Origin of the sequence: Nocardia sp. NPDC049526 (genome assembly GCF_044465765.1) — a bacterium.
Lineage (GTDB): Bacteria > Actinomycetota > Actinomycetes > Mycobacteriales > Mycobacteriaceae > Nocardia.
Genome location: NZ_JBITMA010000002.1, coordinates 227,230 through 246,003 on the forward strand (window position 1 = coordinate 227,230; position 18,774 = coordinate 246,003).

The following is an 18,774-nucleotide window of genomic DNA, read 5'->3' on the forward strand; positions in this document are numbered from 1 at the left end:
TCATCGGCCCAGGAACCCCGACCACGGCGTGGCTCTCGACGGGCCGTCCGGCGGTGGCGTCGAGCGCGAGAACGCTTCGGGTATCCGGAACCCGCTTTCGGCGACCTCGGCGCGCAGGAGTGCGAGATGCTCACTGCTTCTAGTCCATATCTCGCCGACGCCCAGTGCGATCGCCGCGCGCATCCTGCCGGAACCGGCTACGCCCCATACGGCCAGACCCATGCCTGCCTCGCCGGCTTGCCGCACGAAGCCCGCGGACAGCAGTGGGTACGGGACGGTGAGACCGGTAGCCCCCACACGGTGCACCTCGTCGATGATGGCATCGATGTCATTGGCACCCGGCCGCACCGCGCGAGCCACCCATCCGGCGGCGGCATGCATCCCTCTCGTGGCCACCGTCAGCGAGTTGATCATCGCCACGCGCCGCAAATCCGGTGCCAGCTCCGTGGCCGTTGCCAATACTCGCAGGTCGACCGCGTGCAGCTCTCCTCGCACGCCGTGCCGCTCCAGCGTGCCCGCAATCGCTCCCACCTGGGCACGGACCTCCGAGTCGGACCAGGCGGGCCCCGCGGGCACCTCCACCGACAGCGCCGCATCCGCGAAGGCCGCCGACCGGCATACGGCGTCGAGGGCAGCCATGTCGGCGGCGGCCCGGCCCAGCTCCACGACGACCGCGTTCACTCCCAGCGCGAGCGCGTCGGTCAACGCCTGCCCGTCATCCGTCAGCCCGCCTCCCCCGAGATGTACTGCGATCCTGATCCCCACGCGAGCCGCATCGGAAGCTCCCGCTGCCGCCCGGCCGGGCTCGGCCGGACGCGTCCGCCGTCCACCAAACGGATCGGTCGCTCCTATTCCAGCGGGTTCGTCGAGTGCCGCGTCCAATTGCGGCGCACGGCGATCACGCGCGGCATCGACCACCGCGGCACGAATGCGATGCATCGCTGTCGGGTTCTCGACGGTAGGCCGATGCTGCTCGGTAGGCACCTCAGCACCCCGGCCGGCAAGACACCACGCGGCGTACCGCAACGATTCCGTGGCCTGCGCGGCACCTATCAATGAGTACTGCAGGTACTCGCCATGCCCGTCGAAGGGAGCCAGCGAGTACGGGAAACCGCGTTCCGCATGTACGCGCGTCGCATTGAGGTCGGTTGCCGGATCGGTCCCCAGCCCCAGTGGCCCGTCACCGAGCAACCGGCCACGCACTCCCGGTGAATCGCCGCCCAAACCGGTCACCGGGTCGTCGGATTGCGCCAGCACCCAGGTGTTCCGGCAACTGGCATCGGTCGTGCTGTCGTAGCGTCGGCCACGCCCGGGCGACCCCACGATCGCGCGGTTGACGAACACACCATCCAGTCGCCCACCCACGGTCGCGTCGGACACGACCGGGGTTCCGTAGCTGTAACCGAGCACGGAAAATCTCGCATTGCTCACCGCGCGCAAGGCCAGAACGTCGCGCGCGAACAGCCTCCCACCGGCCTCGGCGAGCTCTGGCCTGGCAGCCCACGCTTCCTTGTTCTTGGCGGGCGCTTCGTAGCCGATCCAGCACACCACCGCGACCCTGGTGGAACGATCCGCCCGCACCAGCTCCTCGTAAAGATTCCGCGCACTCCCCAGCCGGGCCGGTGCCGACTGCAGCCGCGTGTTCACGCCGTCCACGTACCAGACCACGTGTTCGGCGTCCTCGAGTCGGCAGTTGCCGATGACGAACGTGCCGGATCCGTTGCCGCCGAACGCCTCCGGGTCCAACGCCACCGTTGACACGATCGGCGCAGGGATGTCGCGGTGCACCGTGACCGAGCGTGTGAGTGCCTCGTCGACGGCGTAGAGGTTTCTGAAAATCTGATGCTCCGCCCGGCCGGCTTTCCTGCTGCCTTTCGCGTGGATAGCCGAGGAAGTGGCATATCGCCAATAGTCGTTCGCGTAGTTCGCCACTTCGGACGGAATGCCCGGGGCGTTGCCCACAATTTTGGGATGCCGGGCCACGACTGCGCGCTGCTCGTCGCGGTGCAGTGAATTCCACCACCGTTTGTTGTCGACGGCAAGCCGGCCGACTCTGGTGAAATCGTCCGGCAGACCCCGATGCAGTAGGACATCGGGCCCCAGATCGCCGCCGCGCTTCTCGATCGCGCTTCGGGCGAGCGCACCGTCGCCACCGGTCTCGACCAAGGTAGGCACGCCAGTGTTCGGATCGCGCGGCAGGACATCAATATAGGCGGACTCGATCTGCTCATCGGCGGTGCGTTCAATGCAGTCGGTGAAGCGCACCCACGCATCCTGCGCGTCATCATGCCGCGCGACCCGATCCGGGCGGCCGGCCAGAATGTGGCTCATATTGTCCAGCGACTCCGTGGGCGCCTTGGTGCGATCGTCGACATACAGGAGGAATTCGTCATCGATCGGCTTGCCCGCCTCGAACGGCTCCTTCTCGTATCTCTGCGCCATATCGCGCATGTCCTTCAGGACGGAACTGGAATTTCCCGCATCGCCGGTCGGAAACCGGCACGCGAATTGCACGCCAGGCAAATCCATTGCTCTTGCGGGGCTACTCGACAGCGATGCGATCCCGTAGTACACGTCGGCGGACGATGCGATATCCGCCAGTGCGTCACGCATCGTCGCGAGATTCGATTCGCCACAGACCACCACCGTGTCGACCGTATGCGCGGCCGACTCGTGAACCAGTGCCTTCTTCGCGGTTCGACCGCCGTTACCGTGCACAACCAGCTGGCGTTCCGGCCGCACCGCCGGATAAGACGCTGCGCCGGTGTGCATGTCGGCGTCCAGCGCCGCCATATCCCCGGCCAACCGGTGACCATCGGTCCCGGACCACATCACGATCCTGACGGGGCGATCCGGGTTTTCCCGTACGGCCGCCTCATAGTGGTTGCACGCCAACTGCATTCGCCGATCCAGGCGGCGCAGGTCGCCGGCGGTGCCATCCACGTGCCACGCCTCCGCCAGTGGATCTCCGCTGCCGAACGAGATGATGATCGAGCCGGCGACCGGGCGGTCTGCCACGAACTGCTCGAGCAGCACCGTCGGTACCGGTACTCCGGGAGTCTCCACCGTCGCGGCCAGCTGGCGCGCCCGGATCAGCAAGTCCTCGACATTCAGCAGATACTCCCGCAGCGCCCGTTCCGGCGCGGTTGGCCGGGTCGTCGCCGCGGTGTCGTCGAGCGCGGCCTTCGTTTTCGCGAACGCCCACCGATTGGCCTGGTCGCGTACATTTCTCGGGAATCCGCCCGCTTTGCCGACAAGTTCCGGCCACACCCGCACCAGCGCACGCAGCTCGTCCACGCTCAGACGCCGCGCGCGCCGCTCGTTCTCGGCTGCGTGCTCTGCACTTTCCTGGACGGCAATCGCGCGGTTCGCGGCTGGTCGCCGCCGCCACCGATACACCAGATCCTGCGGGCTTGCCGCCAACCCCCACTGCTCACGCAACACCCGCTCGGCCCGCATACGCAGGTCCGCATCGGGCGGCGTGTAGGTGGGCAGCCCAGCACGCGCATCGACCGGCCCGATGAGCTCGATGTGACCATCCGCTCCGGCACCTTCCGGCTCCTGCGCCCGGGCCGGATCGGCCGACTCGTCACCGCCACCGGGTCGGCTGCCGATGTATCCGTCGGATCCGATGTTTCCTCGCCCGTCCGGCGGAAACGGCTCGCGACTGTTCGGAGTCGGCCGCTCCGTCGATTGCGCCGATCCGTCGGATGTGAGCGGACGGGGGCTGTCCGGCCGGATGTTCGCTTTCCCGGAGTCTCCCGTGCCGTCCAGCACGACCTGGTCCGGCTCGATCACCTCGGTCCCGCCAGAGAGGAGGGCTTGGGCCAAGGCCGTGACCGTGGGTGTGAGGTCCGGCAGGTTCGCGATCATTCGGCGTTCGGCACCTGCGCTCCGGATCCGATCGGTGACGATGCCGGTGACCGCCGAGGCGAGCAGGCGGCCGGTTTGTGTGTCGATCCAACCGAGCGCCCTGGCGAAGTGCTCGGCGAGCATGGACCGGTGCTGGTCGCGCAGCGGACGTGCCTCGAGACCGGGAGCGAACATATCTCGGTGCAGGACACAGGCCTCGTCCGGATGCTCGGCCAGGGCGGTGAGGTATGCGCGCGTGGCGGTCTCCAGCCGCGACCGCACGCCGCCGGGCCGCTCAGGCGCATCCGGCATCGCCGCGTCACAGGCCGTCCGCACGCGGTCGAGCGCCGCAGCGCAGGCGGCCTCGAAGCCGCTCCGCTTACCGGAATACATCCGGAAGTACGTCCGGCGCGTCAACTGGGCGCGCTCCAGGACGGTCTCGAGCGACATCGAACCGTATCCCTGGTCGGCCGCGACGGCGAGGAACTGCGTCAGAAGGTGTTCTCGCCGGTCGTCTACCGGCTGTACGGACGAGTCGCCGACCGGCCGCGGCACGGCTCGGACCGGCTCGCCGGAGCGGTCGGACATCCGGCCGGTGAGGGTCGGTTCGGTGAGTCGAAGTTGCGGGAAATCGCGTCCGAGCAGCGGTAGCAGCAACCCACCGGCCATTACGGCGATTTTCGAGCCCGACGTCTGGCGGTACGCCTCGACGTCGAATCCCACCAGTGACTCCCGGAGCCGGTCGGTGGACGCCCGGGCTACTCCGGTCGGTTCGAACGTGACGAAACCCGGGCACACCCCCCCGCGGTCGGCCGCGCGTGCCTGTTTCGCCAGTCCGGTGATCGCGACCGACGTGATCGTCTGGCTCGTGGTGTCGAATTCGACGGCGAACCGCGGCGGGTTACGCGGCTCGGTGAACTCACCCAGCGTGGTGAAGGTGACTCCCGCCAGCACGCTCAACCGGCTGGCGAATTCCAGGACGCCGTGCTGGATGCTGGCCCACGGCCAGCCCTCGATCACGTCGGCATGCTCGGCGAGGCTTTCGAGGTAGCCCCGCAGCACGATCTGCACGCTGCCCATGTTGGTCGCGGCGCTGAGCACCGTGTTGTTGCCCGGTATCGAGAATTCGTCGACCGAGTGGGCGGGTAGGTCGAGTTCGGCTCGTCGGTGCGGCGGAATCGAGTTCAGCATCGGTGCCCGGTCGCGGGAGCGTTCGTCCTTGATGGCCGCGAGTTCCTGCCATACCGTCTCGTCCACCAGATCCCAGACCTCGGTCAGATGCTCGACTGCCGCCTGCATGAACGCATGCCGGCCGCTGTCGCGGGGGTATCCGTCGCGGCCGTGCATGACGTAGTCGTCGTCCAGCCAGGACGCGAAATACCCCGGCTCGACCTCCGAATACGTTGCCTGCAGTGCCGCGGTTACCCGCTCGGGGTGGCTCATCATCTGCTGCAACGCCGTCTCGGTCAGCTTGTACTGCAGGCATCCCGACGCGATCGACCGCTCCAGCGAATACTGCAGATAGGCAAGCTCATCCGGCGGGAACAACTCCGCCAGCCGCCTCGTGACACCGCCGACGCGCACCGGGAGATCCGTCTCCGCGAACCGCTCGCCGACCTCGGCGATAACCGCCCGTGCCCGTGCCGGTTCCGCGAGCACTCGCGTCATGCCCTCCTTCGACAGCCCGCGAATCAGCGACACGACCGTGCGCGGCACCTGCGCCGACGGCAGCCAACCGGTCGGCGCATCGTCAGGTCGTGCGGCCTCGGGGGTCGAATCGCCCGGCTCACGGTGCTCCGGCCCGGTGGGGCCGGGCTCGGGCGGTTCGGCATCGGTTCGGGGAAGCGATTGCCCACCAATCGGTCCGGTGCCGGCGGGCGGGGGGTTGCCCGAAGCAGCCGACTGCGCGCCATGTCCCACGAGAGCGGCGATGTGTCGGCGGAGGGCGCTGGCATCGCCGAATACGGCCCGGTCGGCGAGTATGCCGTGAATGGCCGCCACCAGGTTCCTGCGGGCGGGCATGGGCGGTTCACCGAATGCGGTCGCCACCATGTCGGCGATAGCTTCCGTTACAGCCTCGTAGCTGCCCGGCCGTAGCGGGTCGGCGGCGAACTCCTCGGTCAGCAGCCGCTCCAGCACCGTGCCCGGTCCCCGGCGCTCCGGCATCTGCTGATCCACCGGCAGCAGTGCGGCCAGCTCCGCTCGCAGCGCCGATCTCTCCTCTGGTGTCAGCACCACCGGTACCGAATCAGAGGAGTCCGTCGGGCGACTGCCGATGTAGCCGGGTCCGACAGCGGTGGTCGCGGGTGCGGCGACCACTCGGCCGTTCAGCTGCCTCCGGATGAGGTTCAGCAACCGGCGGCGGTGGCCGGCATGCAGTTGCCCGCACCAGCGGGCGAGCACATCGCCCGGGTAGAAGTCGGAGTAGGACGGCACCAGCAGACGCCACCTGCCCGACGGGTCCTTCCCCACCGTGACACGCGCCGACATCACACCGAGGTCGAGCACTTCGCTGGTGCGTTCCGTCAACGGTGCCGGTTGTTCCGGGATCGGCGCGGGGCGGGCGACATCGTGGGGGGCTTGAAGGACCACCCGGCGTAGCGCCGCCAACGCACCGTGCGGATCGTCGGACTCACTCGCCCGTGGTGGCCGGCACCCCTCCTCTACGGCACGGTCGGTCAGAATGTGGCCGATGGTCGTCATTGTGTAGGAGGAGTCACCAGGGCCCTTGAACACGCTCGGCGGGAGCCCCTGGATCCACTGCTCGAAGGTCGGCCGCTTCGGCGATTTCCCAGGCTTGGTCCCCAGCTTGTCGAGCGCTCCCGCATTGCACAGACGCAGGTACTCGTCGAGCAGCCGACCCGGGATCAGTTTCCGGCTCGGATCGGCATCGTCGGGCTGGAGATGCTCGCTGCGAACCTCCCCGTCGATCCGCAGCTGCATACCGTCGTAGGCGATCCGCAGGCGGCCACCGTCGCGCGGAATCGTGTCCAGCACATCCGGGCGTTCGGTGAACAGCTTGCGCAGGACACGGCCGTGCCCGCCCATGCTCGCGACTCTCAGGCCGGTCGGATTGTCATCCCGGTCCACCTGTACTGCCACCTGCGGGTGTCCGTCGATCGGCAATGCCCCGGGCGACCGAAGCACCTCCTCGATCCGCGTGCGCGACACGGCGGTGTCGACCATCTCGACCAGTCGCGTCGGCGCACCCGCGGCGCCCTCGGCCCGCTCCCACTCGTCGAACGCGGCGGTCAATCGCTGTACGTCGGGCCGTCCTTGCACCCATTCAGCGAAACCAGGGAACTCACGTCGCCAATTCTTCTTGTTGAACGGCCGCAAGGCCCGCGATTCCCGGCTCGGTGGCACTCGAAGCTCCCCACCGATCGCCGGTCGCTGCGTCCACGGCCCGGGTCCGAACTCGACACGTACCGTGTGCGACCAGTTCGCCAGCATTGCGGTGCTGATCTCCGCGATTGTTGTGACTTCGACCCCGCTCAATCTGGTCTCGCGGCGGCGCGGCTGTGACGGCAGCCAAGAGCAACGGGCGCCGAACGAAAGCACGGAGGCGGAGTCAGCCCTGCGATCGGCTTTGCCGTCCGCCACCGCGACATGCATCAACCGCTCTTCTCCGCCCGGCTGATCCGTGCCGAACCACATCACGACGTCACCGTGCTGTGGGCGTGACCCCGGGTCACCGTCCGAGAGGCGCTGCCGTCCTGCCGGGGCAAGGAGGCCGGGCAGTTCGCGCACCCAGCGTCGGGAGAAGTCATCTGGGCCATCCCAGTTGTAGATCGCGGGGACCTGCTCGCGGCCGAGTACACCCGCGGCGACGGCGGCGTACACCACCATGTCGATGCAGCTGAGCGGCAGGTCCGAGGCCAGGGCGGGGAGCTGTTCATCACTCGACCAGCCCCAGTCGGCGAAGACGCTGTCCGGCTTCAGCTGACACCAGTAGGCCGTATCTCTGCGGGTGAAGTACCCGAGCAAGTGCTCCACGACCCTGGCCGACGCGGGTACCGCAGATGATTCCGCCGCGACCATCTCGGCCGTTTCTCCATCGCCGCCGACACCATCGTGTGCTTCACTGTCGGAGAGCCGCGACCATGGCGTCGCCCGCGGCGTCTCCTCCGATGCCGGCCTACGTGCAGACTCCCCCGGTTCGGGTGGTCTGCTCCCGATGAATCCGCCCGGCCTGGTCGTGCCCTCGCCCGGCGCGGAATCGTCTTGCGACACTGGTGGATTCGGCGGTCGATCCGACTCCTTGGTCGAGGAGCTCCACGGTGTCGGTGTCGGCAGTGGCAGATTCTGCTCGCTCGCGGTGGTGTCCCGATCACTTGCGGTGACGTCGGGGTCGAATGCGGTACGCAACCGGGCAATGGCGTCGGCGAGGACGTCCGCCGCGATCGCATGTGGCAGGCCCAGCCGCCTTGCGATGTGGGCCAGCGACACGCCCTCGACCAGATGAGCCAGCACCAGCCGTTCGGCGACACCGGGATCGGGCAGATCCACCAGCGCCGCTCGGACGGTCATCATGAAGTCCGTATCGGAGAACCCTGCGCCAGACGGGTCGGCGATCTCGCGGGGCACGGCGCCGCCGGACTTGCCGCGCACCGGCGCATCCGCCGAAACCGTGGGTCGCTCCAGAATTTCGCGCGCTCGCACGACTTCGGCCACGCTCAATCGCAATATTCGTGCGATCGCCGCGTCGTCGAGATCCTCCCCTTCGGCAACCATCCTGCCGATCTGGGCGCCTACCGTGCTCACCATCTTCCGTGTTCGATTATCGAGGTTCGGGAATTTACGCTCGAGACGGAAGCGGAAAAGCGCGCCCCGGCAACTGGCCCAGGCATGAGCGGCAAACGAGGCGGAGGGAATGTGGCTCGTGATCGCGGTGATAGTCGCGATCCAGGCGACATTAACCGCCTCGTCACGGATATCGGGGGATTCTCGACGCGCCACCGCATTCGGAACCCAGGCAAACTTCTCGAGTATCTCATCCTGGATTTCACGCTCTTCGCGGGACCCCACCCGAGTTACCACATACCGCTGGAACAGCTCTTCTTCCTCGCGATAGCCGGATCGCTCGTATCGCTCGCCATAGAAACGATCGACGATTTCCAGCAACATATCGCCACCGATTCCCAGCGTCCGACACAGTTGCCGCAATTTCCGCAACCGAGGAAGATAACGATTGTTCTCGATACTGGAAATAGTGCTACGCGGCATCCTCGCGCGCCGCGCGAGCTCAGTCGCCGATATTCCTTCGTCGTAACGCAGCGCCGCAATCCAACGCCCCAATGATTTGTGCGAAGCGGGATCGATATCGGCAGTGATATCAGGGTAGAAACGCCGGACAGCGTCGATCTGCTCGCCACCACGAACTCCGATCTTTCGGCAGATACGCCGGAAGCTGCGGAAGTGCGGAATTTGTTTTCCGTTCTCGATATCGGTGATATAGCGGCCGGAGAGGCCCACCAGGCGAGCGAATTCCACCTGTGTCATCCGGAGGCTGCTGCGCCTTGCCTCGATCCAATCGCCGAGCGTCTCGTGCGCGGCAGGATCGGTATCGGCGGCGGTCTCCGGATAGAAGCGACGGACTGCGGCCTCCAGCAGTTCCCCTTCCACCCCCAGCGCCAGGCAGATGCGCCGGAATGTTTTCAACTGCGGAACATGCTTGTTGTTTTCGATACCGGCAACGTAGGTTTGGGCCATTCCGGCTTCGTCGCCCAGCCGAGTCTGCGACATTCCTTTGTTGCGTCGCAGTGCCGCAATCCAATTTCCGGTGGAGTCGTACGCAGCCGGATCGGTATCGCTGTCGGTCTCTGGATAGAAGCGACTGACCGCGGCCCGCAGCATTTCTGCTTCGACATCGAGTGCCTCGCATATTCGCCGCAGTGTCGGCAGGCGTGGAATATACTTGCCGTTTTCGATATCGGCGATGTGTGACAGATCTACGCCTGTCGCGCGCTCGAGATCAGTCTTGGTCATTTCTTTGCCGTGGCGCAGCGCGGCAACCCAACTACCGACGGAATCGTGCGCGTCCGGATCGGTATCGGTATCGGTGTCCGGATAGAAGCGACGTGTCGCGGCATGCAGCAGCGCCTCGCCGATGTTCAACGCCGCACCGATTTGTCGGAAAGTCGCCAGCCGAGGGATGTTCTTGCCGTTTTCGATGGCCGAGAGGTGGCCTGCGGCCATCCCAGCCGCTCGTGCGACCTCCTTCTGCTGCATCCCCCGTTCGTGTCGCTGCGCCTTGATCCATGCTCCCGGTGAGACATCGGGCACCGACAGTGCGGAATCGGTCGGTCCGGACTCCTCCGACGGACGGCTGCCGATCAGGCGCGAGGGACCCGGCACAGGCTCTCCTGACGCACCTATCAGCGATCCCGGTTGTGGCCCTTCCAGGCGACGCGGCGGATTCTGTTCGCCCCCACCGACTTCGGTGGCTCGACGCCACGCACCGCGCAAGGCGCCCGGCGGCGGATCGGGCTGCTCCCGGGGACGGCTGCCGATGAATCCGGGTGGACGGTCGTCCTTGCCTGTCGCCGTCCAGGCGTCCGGGCGCCCCTCCGCATCCGATCCGCCGACCCGGTACAGACTCCGGCCGAGCGCGGCAGCGAACCACTCGACGAAGTCCGACTGCCGCCTCGACATGGCCTGCAGGTCGATGTCGTGCGGCAGGCGGACCGGTCGGCCGAAGGCGACAGTGAACGCTGTTGCCGCGAACGTCCTGATCGTCGCGTCGCTACCCCGCGTCATCAGTGGCGCCTGGAACAACAGATAGACCGCGTTGGCGAACCGTCGCAGGACATCGACAGACGGTTCCACCGATCGTTGGTCGAGGGCGGCGGCCAGTTCGGCTATGGCGGCATCGAAGATCGTCCGCTGGTCGTCGGACTGCGCGGTCTCGATTACGAACCGGTCGTGCTCGAGCGCGTACAGGGCGTTTCCGTTGACGCGGGTGCCACCAGGCAGCTCCACGATGTTCTGCAGCACCTCGCCGAGCACCTCGCCGCCCGGCACCTCCTTGTCCATCCGGGCTCGGACGAGACGGCCGATCGCCACGGTGGTCCAGAACGCCTGTGTCCCAACGCCGCCGTGCCATCTTCCGGTCCGAGGATCGCGATGAACCTCGGCGCGTAGACCGGTCAGGCGACCCACGATATCCGTGTTGGCCGCGTCGTCGCCGAGCCTCGTGCGGAAGTAGTCGGGATGACTTTCCCCGTGCTCCCCCACCGCGCCGGGGTCACGCTCGACGGCCCAGACCTGCCGCATGTAGCGCTGATGCGACATCCAGAAATACAGCTCCGCCAGCACCCTGCGCCGCGCCGCCGGAGTCACCGCCGAACCCCACCGGCTGACAAGCTTTCCCAATCCGCGATTGGCCACGTACGCCTGCCACAGTGAGAACCTCCGCAATGCCGCGCTCCGGCCCGGATCGTTGCTCGTTATCCGCAGCCCCGGCACCGGAAAATGCTCAGCACGAAGCGGTCCCCGCCCGGCCCGCACCGCCTCGTTGACGACACGCACGTCGTCGGTGACCGCCGCACCCGGCCGCGAGTCGGGCGGCTCGGGCGTGCCCTGCTGTGGTCTGCTGCCGATGAACCTCGGGGGGGCGATGTCCGGGTGGTCCGATGTCGGGACATCGAGGTCCGGGGTGATCTGCGGTGGCCGACCGGTGGTGACGTACTCGTGGATCGCCCATTGCGGCGTGCCGACCGCAGCGCCGTGGATGTCCGTCTCGGCGAACCCGACGGCGAGGGCCTCGTATTCACGCAGCTGTGCCTTGGTTGCGTCGACGAAGGCGTACGCGGGCAGTCGCGCCAGCCAAGCCTGCTCGGGTTCTCGGATCAAGCCCAGTTCGTGGAGCCGGGACCAGGTCTCGTCCAGCACCTGCGGCAGGGTCACCGACAGGAGTTCCACGGCATCGATCGCGTGGACGAATTCGTGCACAGCATCGTGGTGGAACGGTCTGTCACCGACCGGATTGACACCAAGCTCGCGCATCTCGATACCGCGTTCGACAGTCCATGCCGGCCTGCTCGCATTGCGCAGGCTGAACTGGATCCCCACAGTTCGAAACGTCGATGCGGAATCGCGCTGGGCGAAGGATGCGGCGCCTGCGTCCTCGTTACCCAGGTAATCGATCCACAGTCCCCGGATATTGGTACGGCCCGGGAACCTGGTGAGCATCTCGTCCAGCGCACCGAGGATCTCCTCGACGACATGGGCGGGAACATCCGGATGTTCGAACCCCAGGATCGTGATATGCGGGTAGTCGAGGTTGAACGACTCGACCAGCCGCGCCTTGGCCTGTGCTTCGCCATCGAGCCCGGCACGATGCGATATCTCGCCGGGCGTGCGTGCGGCGCGCATCTCGATCTCCGCCAGCGCGTCCATGTACCCGCCGTGTATGTGACGCAGCGCGGGTTTGTACTCATCGGGTATCGGAAGATCCGAAATCCACGATTGCAGGTACGCCACCCGCTCCCGGATGGCCGAGAGCTCCGACCTCGGGATGCCGTGGTGCTGCCACACCTCACGGCCGTCGATATGCCGCACGAACATCGCGGCGAACACACCGGTCGGCGTCGCGTCGATCGCAGACGGGGCACGACCACCTACCACCTCGTTGTCCGGGGCCACATTCCACTCTCGCGTGGCGCGGTTCGTCCTGGTCACCGCGTCGAAGAGGCCGAGTCGCCGGGCCGAGCGCGAGCCGAGAATCCCGCGGTCCAGTGCCTGCAGGCTGTCGCCCGGCTGCCCAGGAGTGATCTCCCGGCAGACGGTGCCGCCCTCCCGAATCAGGCAGGTCCGCCCTACCGGCGCGTCCATGATCGCGGCGACTTCCCGCTGCAACACCTGCTCAAGAGCGGCAACCGGGGCGGTGTACGTCTCCATTAACACGCGCGAGCCGTTGCCGAAGGTCACCGCCTCGACCCGCACCCCCGGCGCCTCCTCGACCAGCGAACTCTCCACTATTCCGGACTGCATGCCTGCGACCACCAAGTCCTGGAAGTCGGGACCGGCGGACACGCCGTCGCGGGAGGAGCCCGCTTCCAGTGGCCGGCTGCCGATCAGGCCACTCGGACCTCGGCTGCGACCTGGCCGCGGCGTGGATTCCCCTGGGCGGCGCGGTTTCTCCGCGTCACCGACCGGCGGGTGCCGGTCGGTGACAATCAGCCGTTCGATGGCAAGATCGGATGTCGAGTGGTAACCCCGCCGCGTTGTGCCGTGCAAGTCGAGGGTCTCGAACTGCCGCCCATGCTCGGTGGTCAATGGAACGACGACTCGATCCGTGTACGTCCCGTCCTCGGCCATCCGCCGCTTGATCTCGTCCTGGGCCTGCCGGATCAGCCATTGGGTACGGTCGTACTCCCCGTGGAGGCCACGAGTGCCGGGGTCCGCTGCGATGCGTTCTGGTAGCTCGATGACGTGCCGGTCGATCCAAGTCTCGTCGTATCCGGCGCGGCGAAAGGCGTCGCGAATCGGCTCGGCAACCGGTCGCAAGCTTCGTTCCCCAGTGTCGGGGTCGATGACCAGACGCTGCTCCCGAGAAACCTGCTGGTCGCTGTAGCAAGGAATGATGTAGGCGTCGTCGAGGGAGTAGGCGTATCTGGGATCCCCGTTCAATGGACGGAACGTGGCGTCGCTGGCCAGATGAGCCTCGTCCGCTGCGGTCGTCTTGGCCTCGTTGCGTAACGGCGTTGTCTTCGTGATCGCGCCGAGTGGCATCACGACGATCGCGCCGAGCGGGTCAGGCAGTACGGTGCTGTTTCCCATTTCGAGTGTGCGGCGGAGTCCGGCGTATCCGACGTACATATTGAAGTTTTCCGTGCCCTGCCAGTTCCCCGGCTTGATGAAATGCACCCCGACGGAATGGGCGGCCGTGGTGTTGATGACCTCGTCGTGTGCGCCGGACCGGATCATGCCCGCTGTGGCGATGGCGCGAATGTTTGGGGTGAAGTGCAGGTATAACGTGTCGGCCGGATCCACAAAGGTGCCGAAATCGGATCGGTACTCCGCCGACTTGTCCACTACTTGGGTGTACAGGTCGGGGGTACTCTCGGGAATGCCCACCATGGTGCGTACGCGGGCGATGGTGTCCGCCAAGGCCCTGACGTTCCTTGCCTCGTGATCCCGGAACACGAATCCTCGCATCGAGGATTCGGCGAATATGCTTACCGCGGACCGTTCGACCATCCTCAGTGCGTCATCAACGCTCACGGTGATGTGCCGGGGCGCGGCGATGGCGGCTACTGCTTCAACTACATCGTCTCTGGTACGCAGACCTCGGGCGATCTCTGATAGCAACGGTGCAAGCCCGTCGCCCGGGATGTCGTGCCATCCAACGCTGATATGCCGACACGCCGCCGATATTTCGGACCGCATCGAATCGATGTCGTCGAGCAAACCCTGGACCGTCCGGCGCGAACCGCGGTCATAGAGCACCTCTGCCGCGCGGTCGAGCTGACCCTGGATTCCGCGCTGCAAACGCCGTATCGCGTCATCGATTCGGAAGGCCTCCACCCGACGCGAATCCAGTTCCGCAAGCCGAACCCGGGCCGCGCTGTGCAACGCCTGGGCATAACGATCTTTCGCCCCGGGAAGGAACGCGGCGAGTCCACTGTGCTTAGCCGGGACTATCTCGGCAAGCACTCGAATATCGCTATCGTCGAGACGTGGCAGCGCGGTGACGTCACGCAGGGTCGCGATCATCTGGTCACGCCGTCCCTCTGGAGTTTCGGCGTATGCGGCCAACTGCTGGTCCAAGAATGTATTCAGCTCATCGCGGACACCGGTCAGAGACATCATGTCTACCGTTCCCGATTCACCGACCAATGCCGCGAGCGCCTGCTCCAATTCGCGCACCTGATCGGTGATCCGGTCGACTGCCTGATCGCGTTCGGTCAGTGCATCCGACAGTGCGGCGGCATGCTCCTGGGTGAGCAGAAGCTGCTCGGGAACGAGAGCAGGCCCCGTCATCTGCTGATCGGTGAGATCCCCCGCGTGGAACGGCATATCATAGGGTGATTCACTGCCGATCGCGCCCTCATCTGCGATGTGTGGTTCGACATCACTGTCGGTGGCGCCTTCCACCGGGTCCGCCGCGACGTCCTGGTCGGAGCGATCGCCCGGATCCGATACCGGCCTGCTGCCGATGTAGCCGTCCATGGAATCGGCGTCCGTACCGCGACTTTCCGGCTCGTCGTGCGCGGGGCGAAGGCGATCGGCCGTTCCGCCCGCCCCCGCAACCTCCGGCGGCCGCAGGGTGGTGACGTAGTGGTGGACAACCCATTGCGGGGTGCCGACAACGGGTCTGTTGATCTCCACGTCGACGAACCCGACCGCGACGGTTTCATCCGGGGCGAGCGTCTCCTTCGTCGTGCTGGTGAAGGCTGCCTCCGGGAGGTGCCGAAGCCACGCGTCATACGGTTCGGCAATCAGGCCGTGCCGCCGCAGCGCTTCCCAGGCGTCGTGCAGCACGGTTTCGACATTCGCACTGAGACGCCTTCCGGTGGCGTGATCGATCGCGTGCGCGAATTCGTGGACGACATCGTCGTGGTAGGGATGTCCACTGCTCGGGTGGTAACCGGTCGCGCTGTCTTCGCTGTCGTCCTCGATGGCCTGGGCTCGGTTGGCGGCCCTGCGCATGTTGAACGTCATCCACTGGGTCCGATCGCGGCCGCCGGGAACGGTCTCGGCGTTGATGTCCGGATCGTCGAGGAAGTCGATCCGCAGCCCGCGGATGTTTGTCATGAGCCTGCGGAACCCGGGCGTGTAGTGGTATCTCGTGAGCAGTTCGTCCAGCGTCTGGAGGATTTCCCGCGCGGCTTCGACGAGCACGAGGGGGTGCTCGAGACCGGCGATCGCAAAGTACGGATGGTTGAGGGTGAACTGTTCCACCAACCGTGCCTTGGCCTGCGCGTCCGCGCTCAACCCGCTGACATGCGAGGTCTCCTCCGTGGTGTGGACAGCGTGCTGCTCGACCCGAGCCAGCGCCGCCAGCGCTCGCTGGTGCGTGTCGTGCAGCATTTTCCGGTGCGTCTCCGGAAGATCGGCCAGCCGCTGCTCCACCAGTTCCCCGACGTTGGACACCTGCTCCCGGATGGCCGTGATGTCTTGCCGTGGGAGGTGGTGGTCTCGCCACACCGCCCTGCCATCGACGCGCTGTACGAACTTCGCGGCGAATGGGCTGGGTCCGCCATCCTCGGCGGTGGTTGCGCCCCGCCCTGCCAGCACAGTGCCGTCCGGGCCGATACTCCAGTGCCGAGTGCTGCGCCTCGTCTCGGTTGCGGCGTCGAACAGCCCGAGTAGATCCCCGGGGGCGGCGTCCAGATACCGGCGGTCCAGGGGGCCGAGCGCGGCGGCCAGCTCCCGTTCTTGTTCGTTCAGGTCATCGTGGACCAGTCCCCAGTCGTAGGCTCGGGCCGTGGGCTGCGGGAGCACCATGTCCGCCGGTCGGCCGGGAATGAGTTCCCGGTACAGGACCGTGTAGTCGCCGGGCTGCAGACATGTGTCGGCAACCGGTGCGCCCATGGCACCGCCGATCAACGATTTCAGCCATTCCACCGTGGCGTTGCCTGCGGCATCGTAGGTCTCCCTGACGGCCTGGTAGCCGTTGCCGAAGGTCACCAGTTCGCACTTGACTCCCGGCGATCCCGGCAACGAATCGGTGCGTGCCACCCCGGCGACGAGACCGTCGTCTATGAGCTCTGCGAACCTCGCGCCAGGAGGAGTGCGTCGCTCGCCCGGTCCGTCGTGATGATCCTCGAGCCCGGCGTTGCGGCGGGCGACCGTGCTGTCCGTGCCGGTTTCGTCGGCTCGCCCAGCGCCGTCGATCGGGCCATCCGACGGCCTGCTGCCGATCAAACCTTCGGAACCGTCCGGCCGGTGCGTGGTGGGGCGTGCCGACTCGACTTCCGGCGGTCGAAGTTTCGTGACGTACTCGTGGATCACCCATTGCGGGGTGCCGACGACAATGCCGTTGATCTCCGCGTCGGCGAATCCGACGGCAATGGCCTCGCCTTCTTTGAGTGTGGTCTTGGCCGAGTTGGTGAACGCGTACGACGGCAGGCGATTGCGCCATTTCTCGTAACTCTCCATCAGGCCGCGCTCTTTCAGCTTCGCGTGGGCATTGCGCAGCACGGTGGTGAGGTTCCGGCTGAGTTCCCCGCCGGTGGCTTGGTCGATCGCGTGGGCGAATTCGTGGCAGACGTCATCTGCATACGGTTGGCCACTGCTCGGATGTGCTCCGTACTGGAGACGACGGTCGTTATCAGCGCGAGCCTCATCCCGATCGGCCGCGTACTGCAAACTGAATGTCAATTCCGTCCGGACGGTGGAAACCTCGCCATCCGTACCGTGCTTGTCCTGCTCGGGTTCGGCCTCGGCGCGCGACCCGAACAGGAAGTCGATCCGCAGTTTGCGAATATTGGTCATGAGCTTCTGGAAACCGGGGGCGTACCGGTACCTTCCGAGCAGGTCATCCAGTTTCCCCAGGATTTCCCCGACCGTCGCCACCGGGACGTGCGGACTGTCGAACCCGGCCAGCTCGAGATAAGGGTGGTCGAGCGCGAAGTCTTCGACCAGCCGGGCCTTGGCCTTTGTTTCGTCGTCGAGCCCGGCCATGCGCAGCGGATGCTCGGCGTGCTGTGCCAGCGCGCGCAGCGCGCGCATCGCCGACATCTGCGTATCGAGCACTGTCCGCGAGAGCGACCCGGGAAATGCCAGCTGTTCCAGCTCGTCCCCGAGGCGATCCACCTGCTGTCCGATATCGACGATATCTTGCCGACCGAGGTGATGGGCCTGCCACACGCTGCGGCCGTCGACATGGCGGACGAAGGCGGCGGCGAAGGGGCTCTTCTTGCCGGTGATGGCCGCGAAGATGCCGAGCATGTCGGCCGCACGGGGGTCGCGACGTGCTCCTTCATACTGATAATCGCGGTAGAGGACATGATATTCGGGTGGACTCAGGCGCACCTCGGCGATCGGTGCTCCCATGACCCGGCCGATCAGCGCCTTCGCCCACTCCTGCATGGCGTGTTCGGCATAGGCGTAGGTCTCACGGAGGACCTGGACACCGTCCTCGAAGGTCATCAGCTCGATCGTGACTCCCGGACGTCCCCGCATCGCCTGGGTTCGCTCCACATCGGGTGTCTCCTGGGCCCTGTCGCGATCGATTCCGCGGCCTGTGTCCGCCCCGTCGGGCAACGCTGTCGGTGCGGTCTCGGCTCGGCCGGTCGGTCTGGCGCCGATATGACCATCGGGTCCGTGGGCAGGCCTGATTACGTTTTCGCGGCTGTCTTGGATGTCGAGATCGCTGCTGTGGCCAGTGATCAGGCCGGTAGTTCGGATCTCCGTGAGCCGGTTCGCCGCTCGGGCTGCGTCGTGCCGGGTGTAGCCGAGGGTCCCGAGGAAGAGCCGGAACTCGGACGGATCGATTGTTCGAAGGTGTGCTATCAGGCCGGAGGGCAGGGGGTGGACCTCGCCGTCGATGCTGAGGTTTGCCACGACGTAGTCGGATTCGATGTAGGGACCATCCATGATCCACTCGGTATCGATGACCGCGATCCGGTTCGCAGCGCCCCCTCCCAACGTGAACTCTTCCGCAATGTCGGTCCGGCGCAGGGCGTTCTGGTGGTTCCCGTCGAAGCACCCCATGATGTAGTGGAAGACAGCGACCGCCTTCCCGGCCGAGCTGCGCAGTACCCGTAGCGTTTGGTCGGGCATTTCCCCGGATTCGGGCGGCTTTTCGCACGCCGGGCCGTCGTTGGCCACGTACGCGTGCAGCGTTCCTTCCCGCGGCACGTCGATTCCGTCGAGCGTCGCCGGGCCGGTCCATTCCCTGGCATCGGGCACGAGACCCAGGCGCAGCATCTCGTGATCGACGCGCCAGGCATTGACCCGATTCGTCATCTC

At 66.4% G+C, this 18,774-nt stretch carries 1 protein-coding gene (only partly in view); it reads right to left on the reverse strand.

Going from position 1 to position 18,774, the window contains the following annotated elements:
- A protein-coding gene (locus tag ACIBW7_RS05845; RefSeq protein ID WP_397044560.1) for a helix-turn-helix domain-containing protein crosses the window boundary here: on the reverse strand, positions 1–18,774 show its 3' portion. 9,069 nt of this gene lie beyond the right edge of the window; only the last 18,774 of its 27,843 coding nucleotides appear in the window; the start codon falls outside the window, past its right edge; it ends in the stop codon at positions 1–3.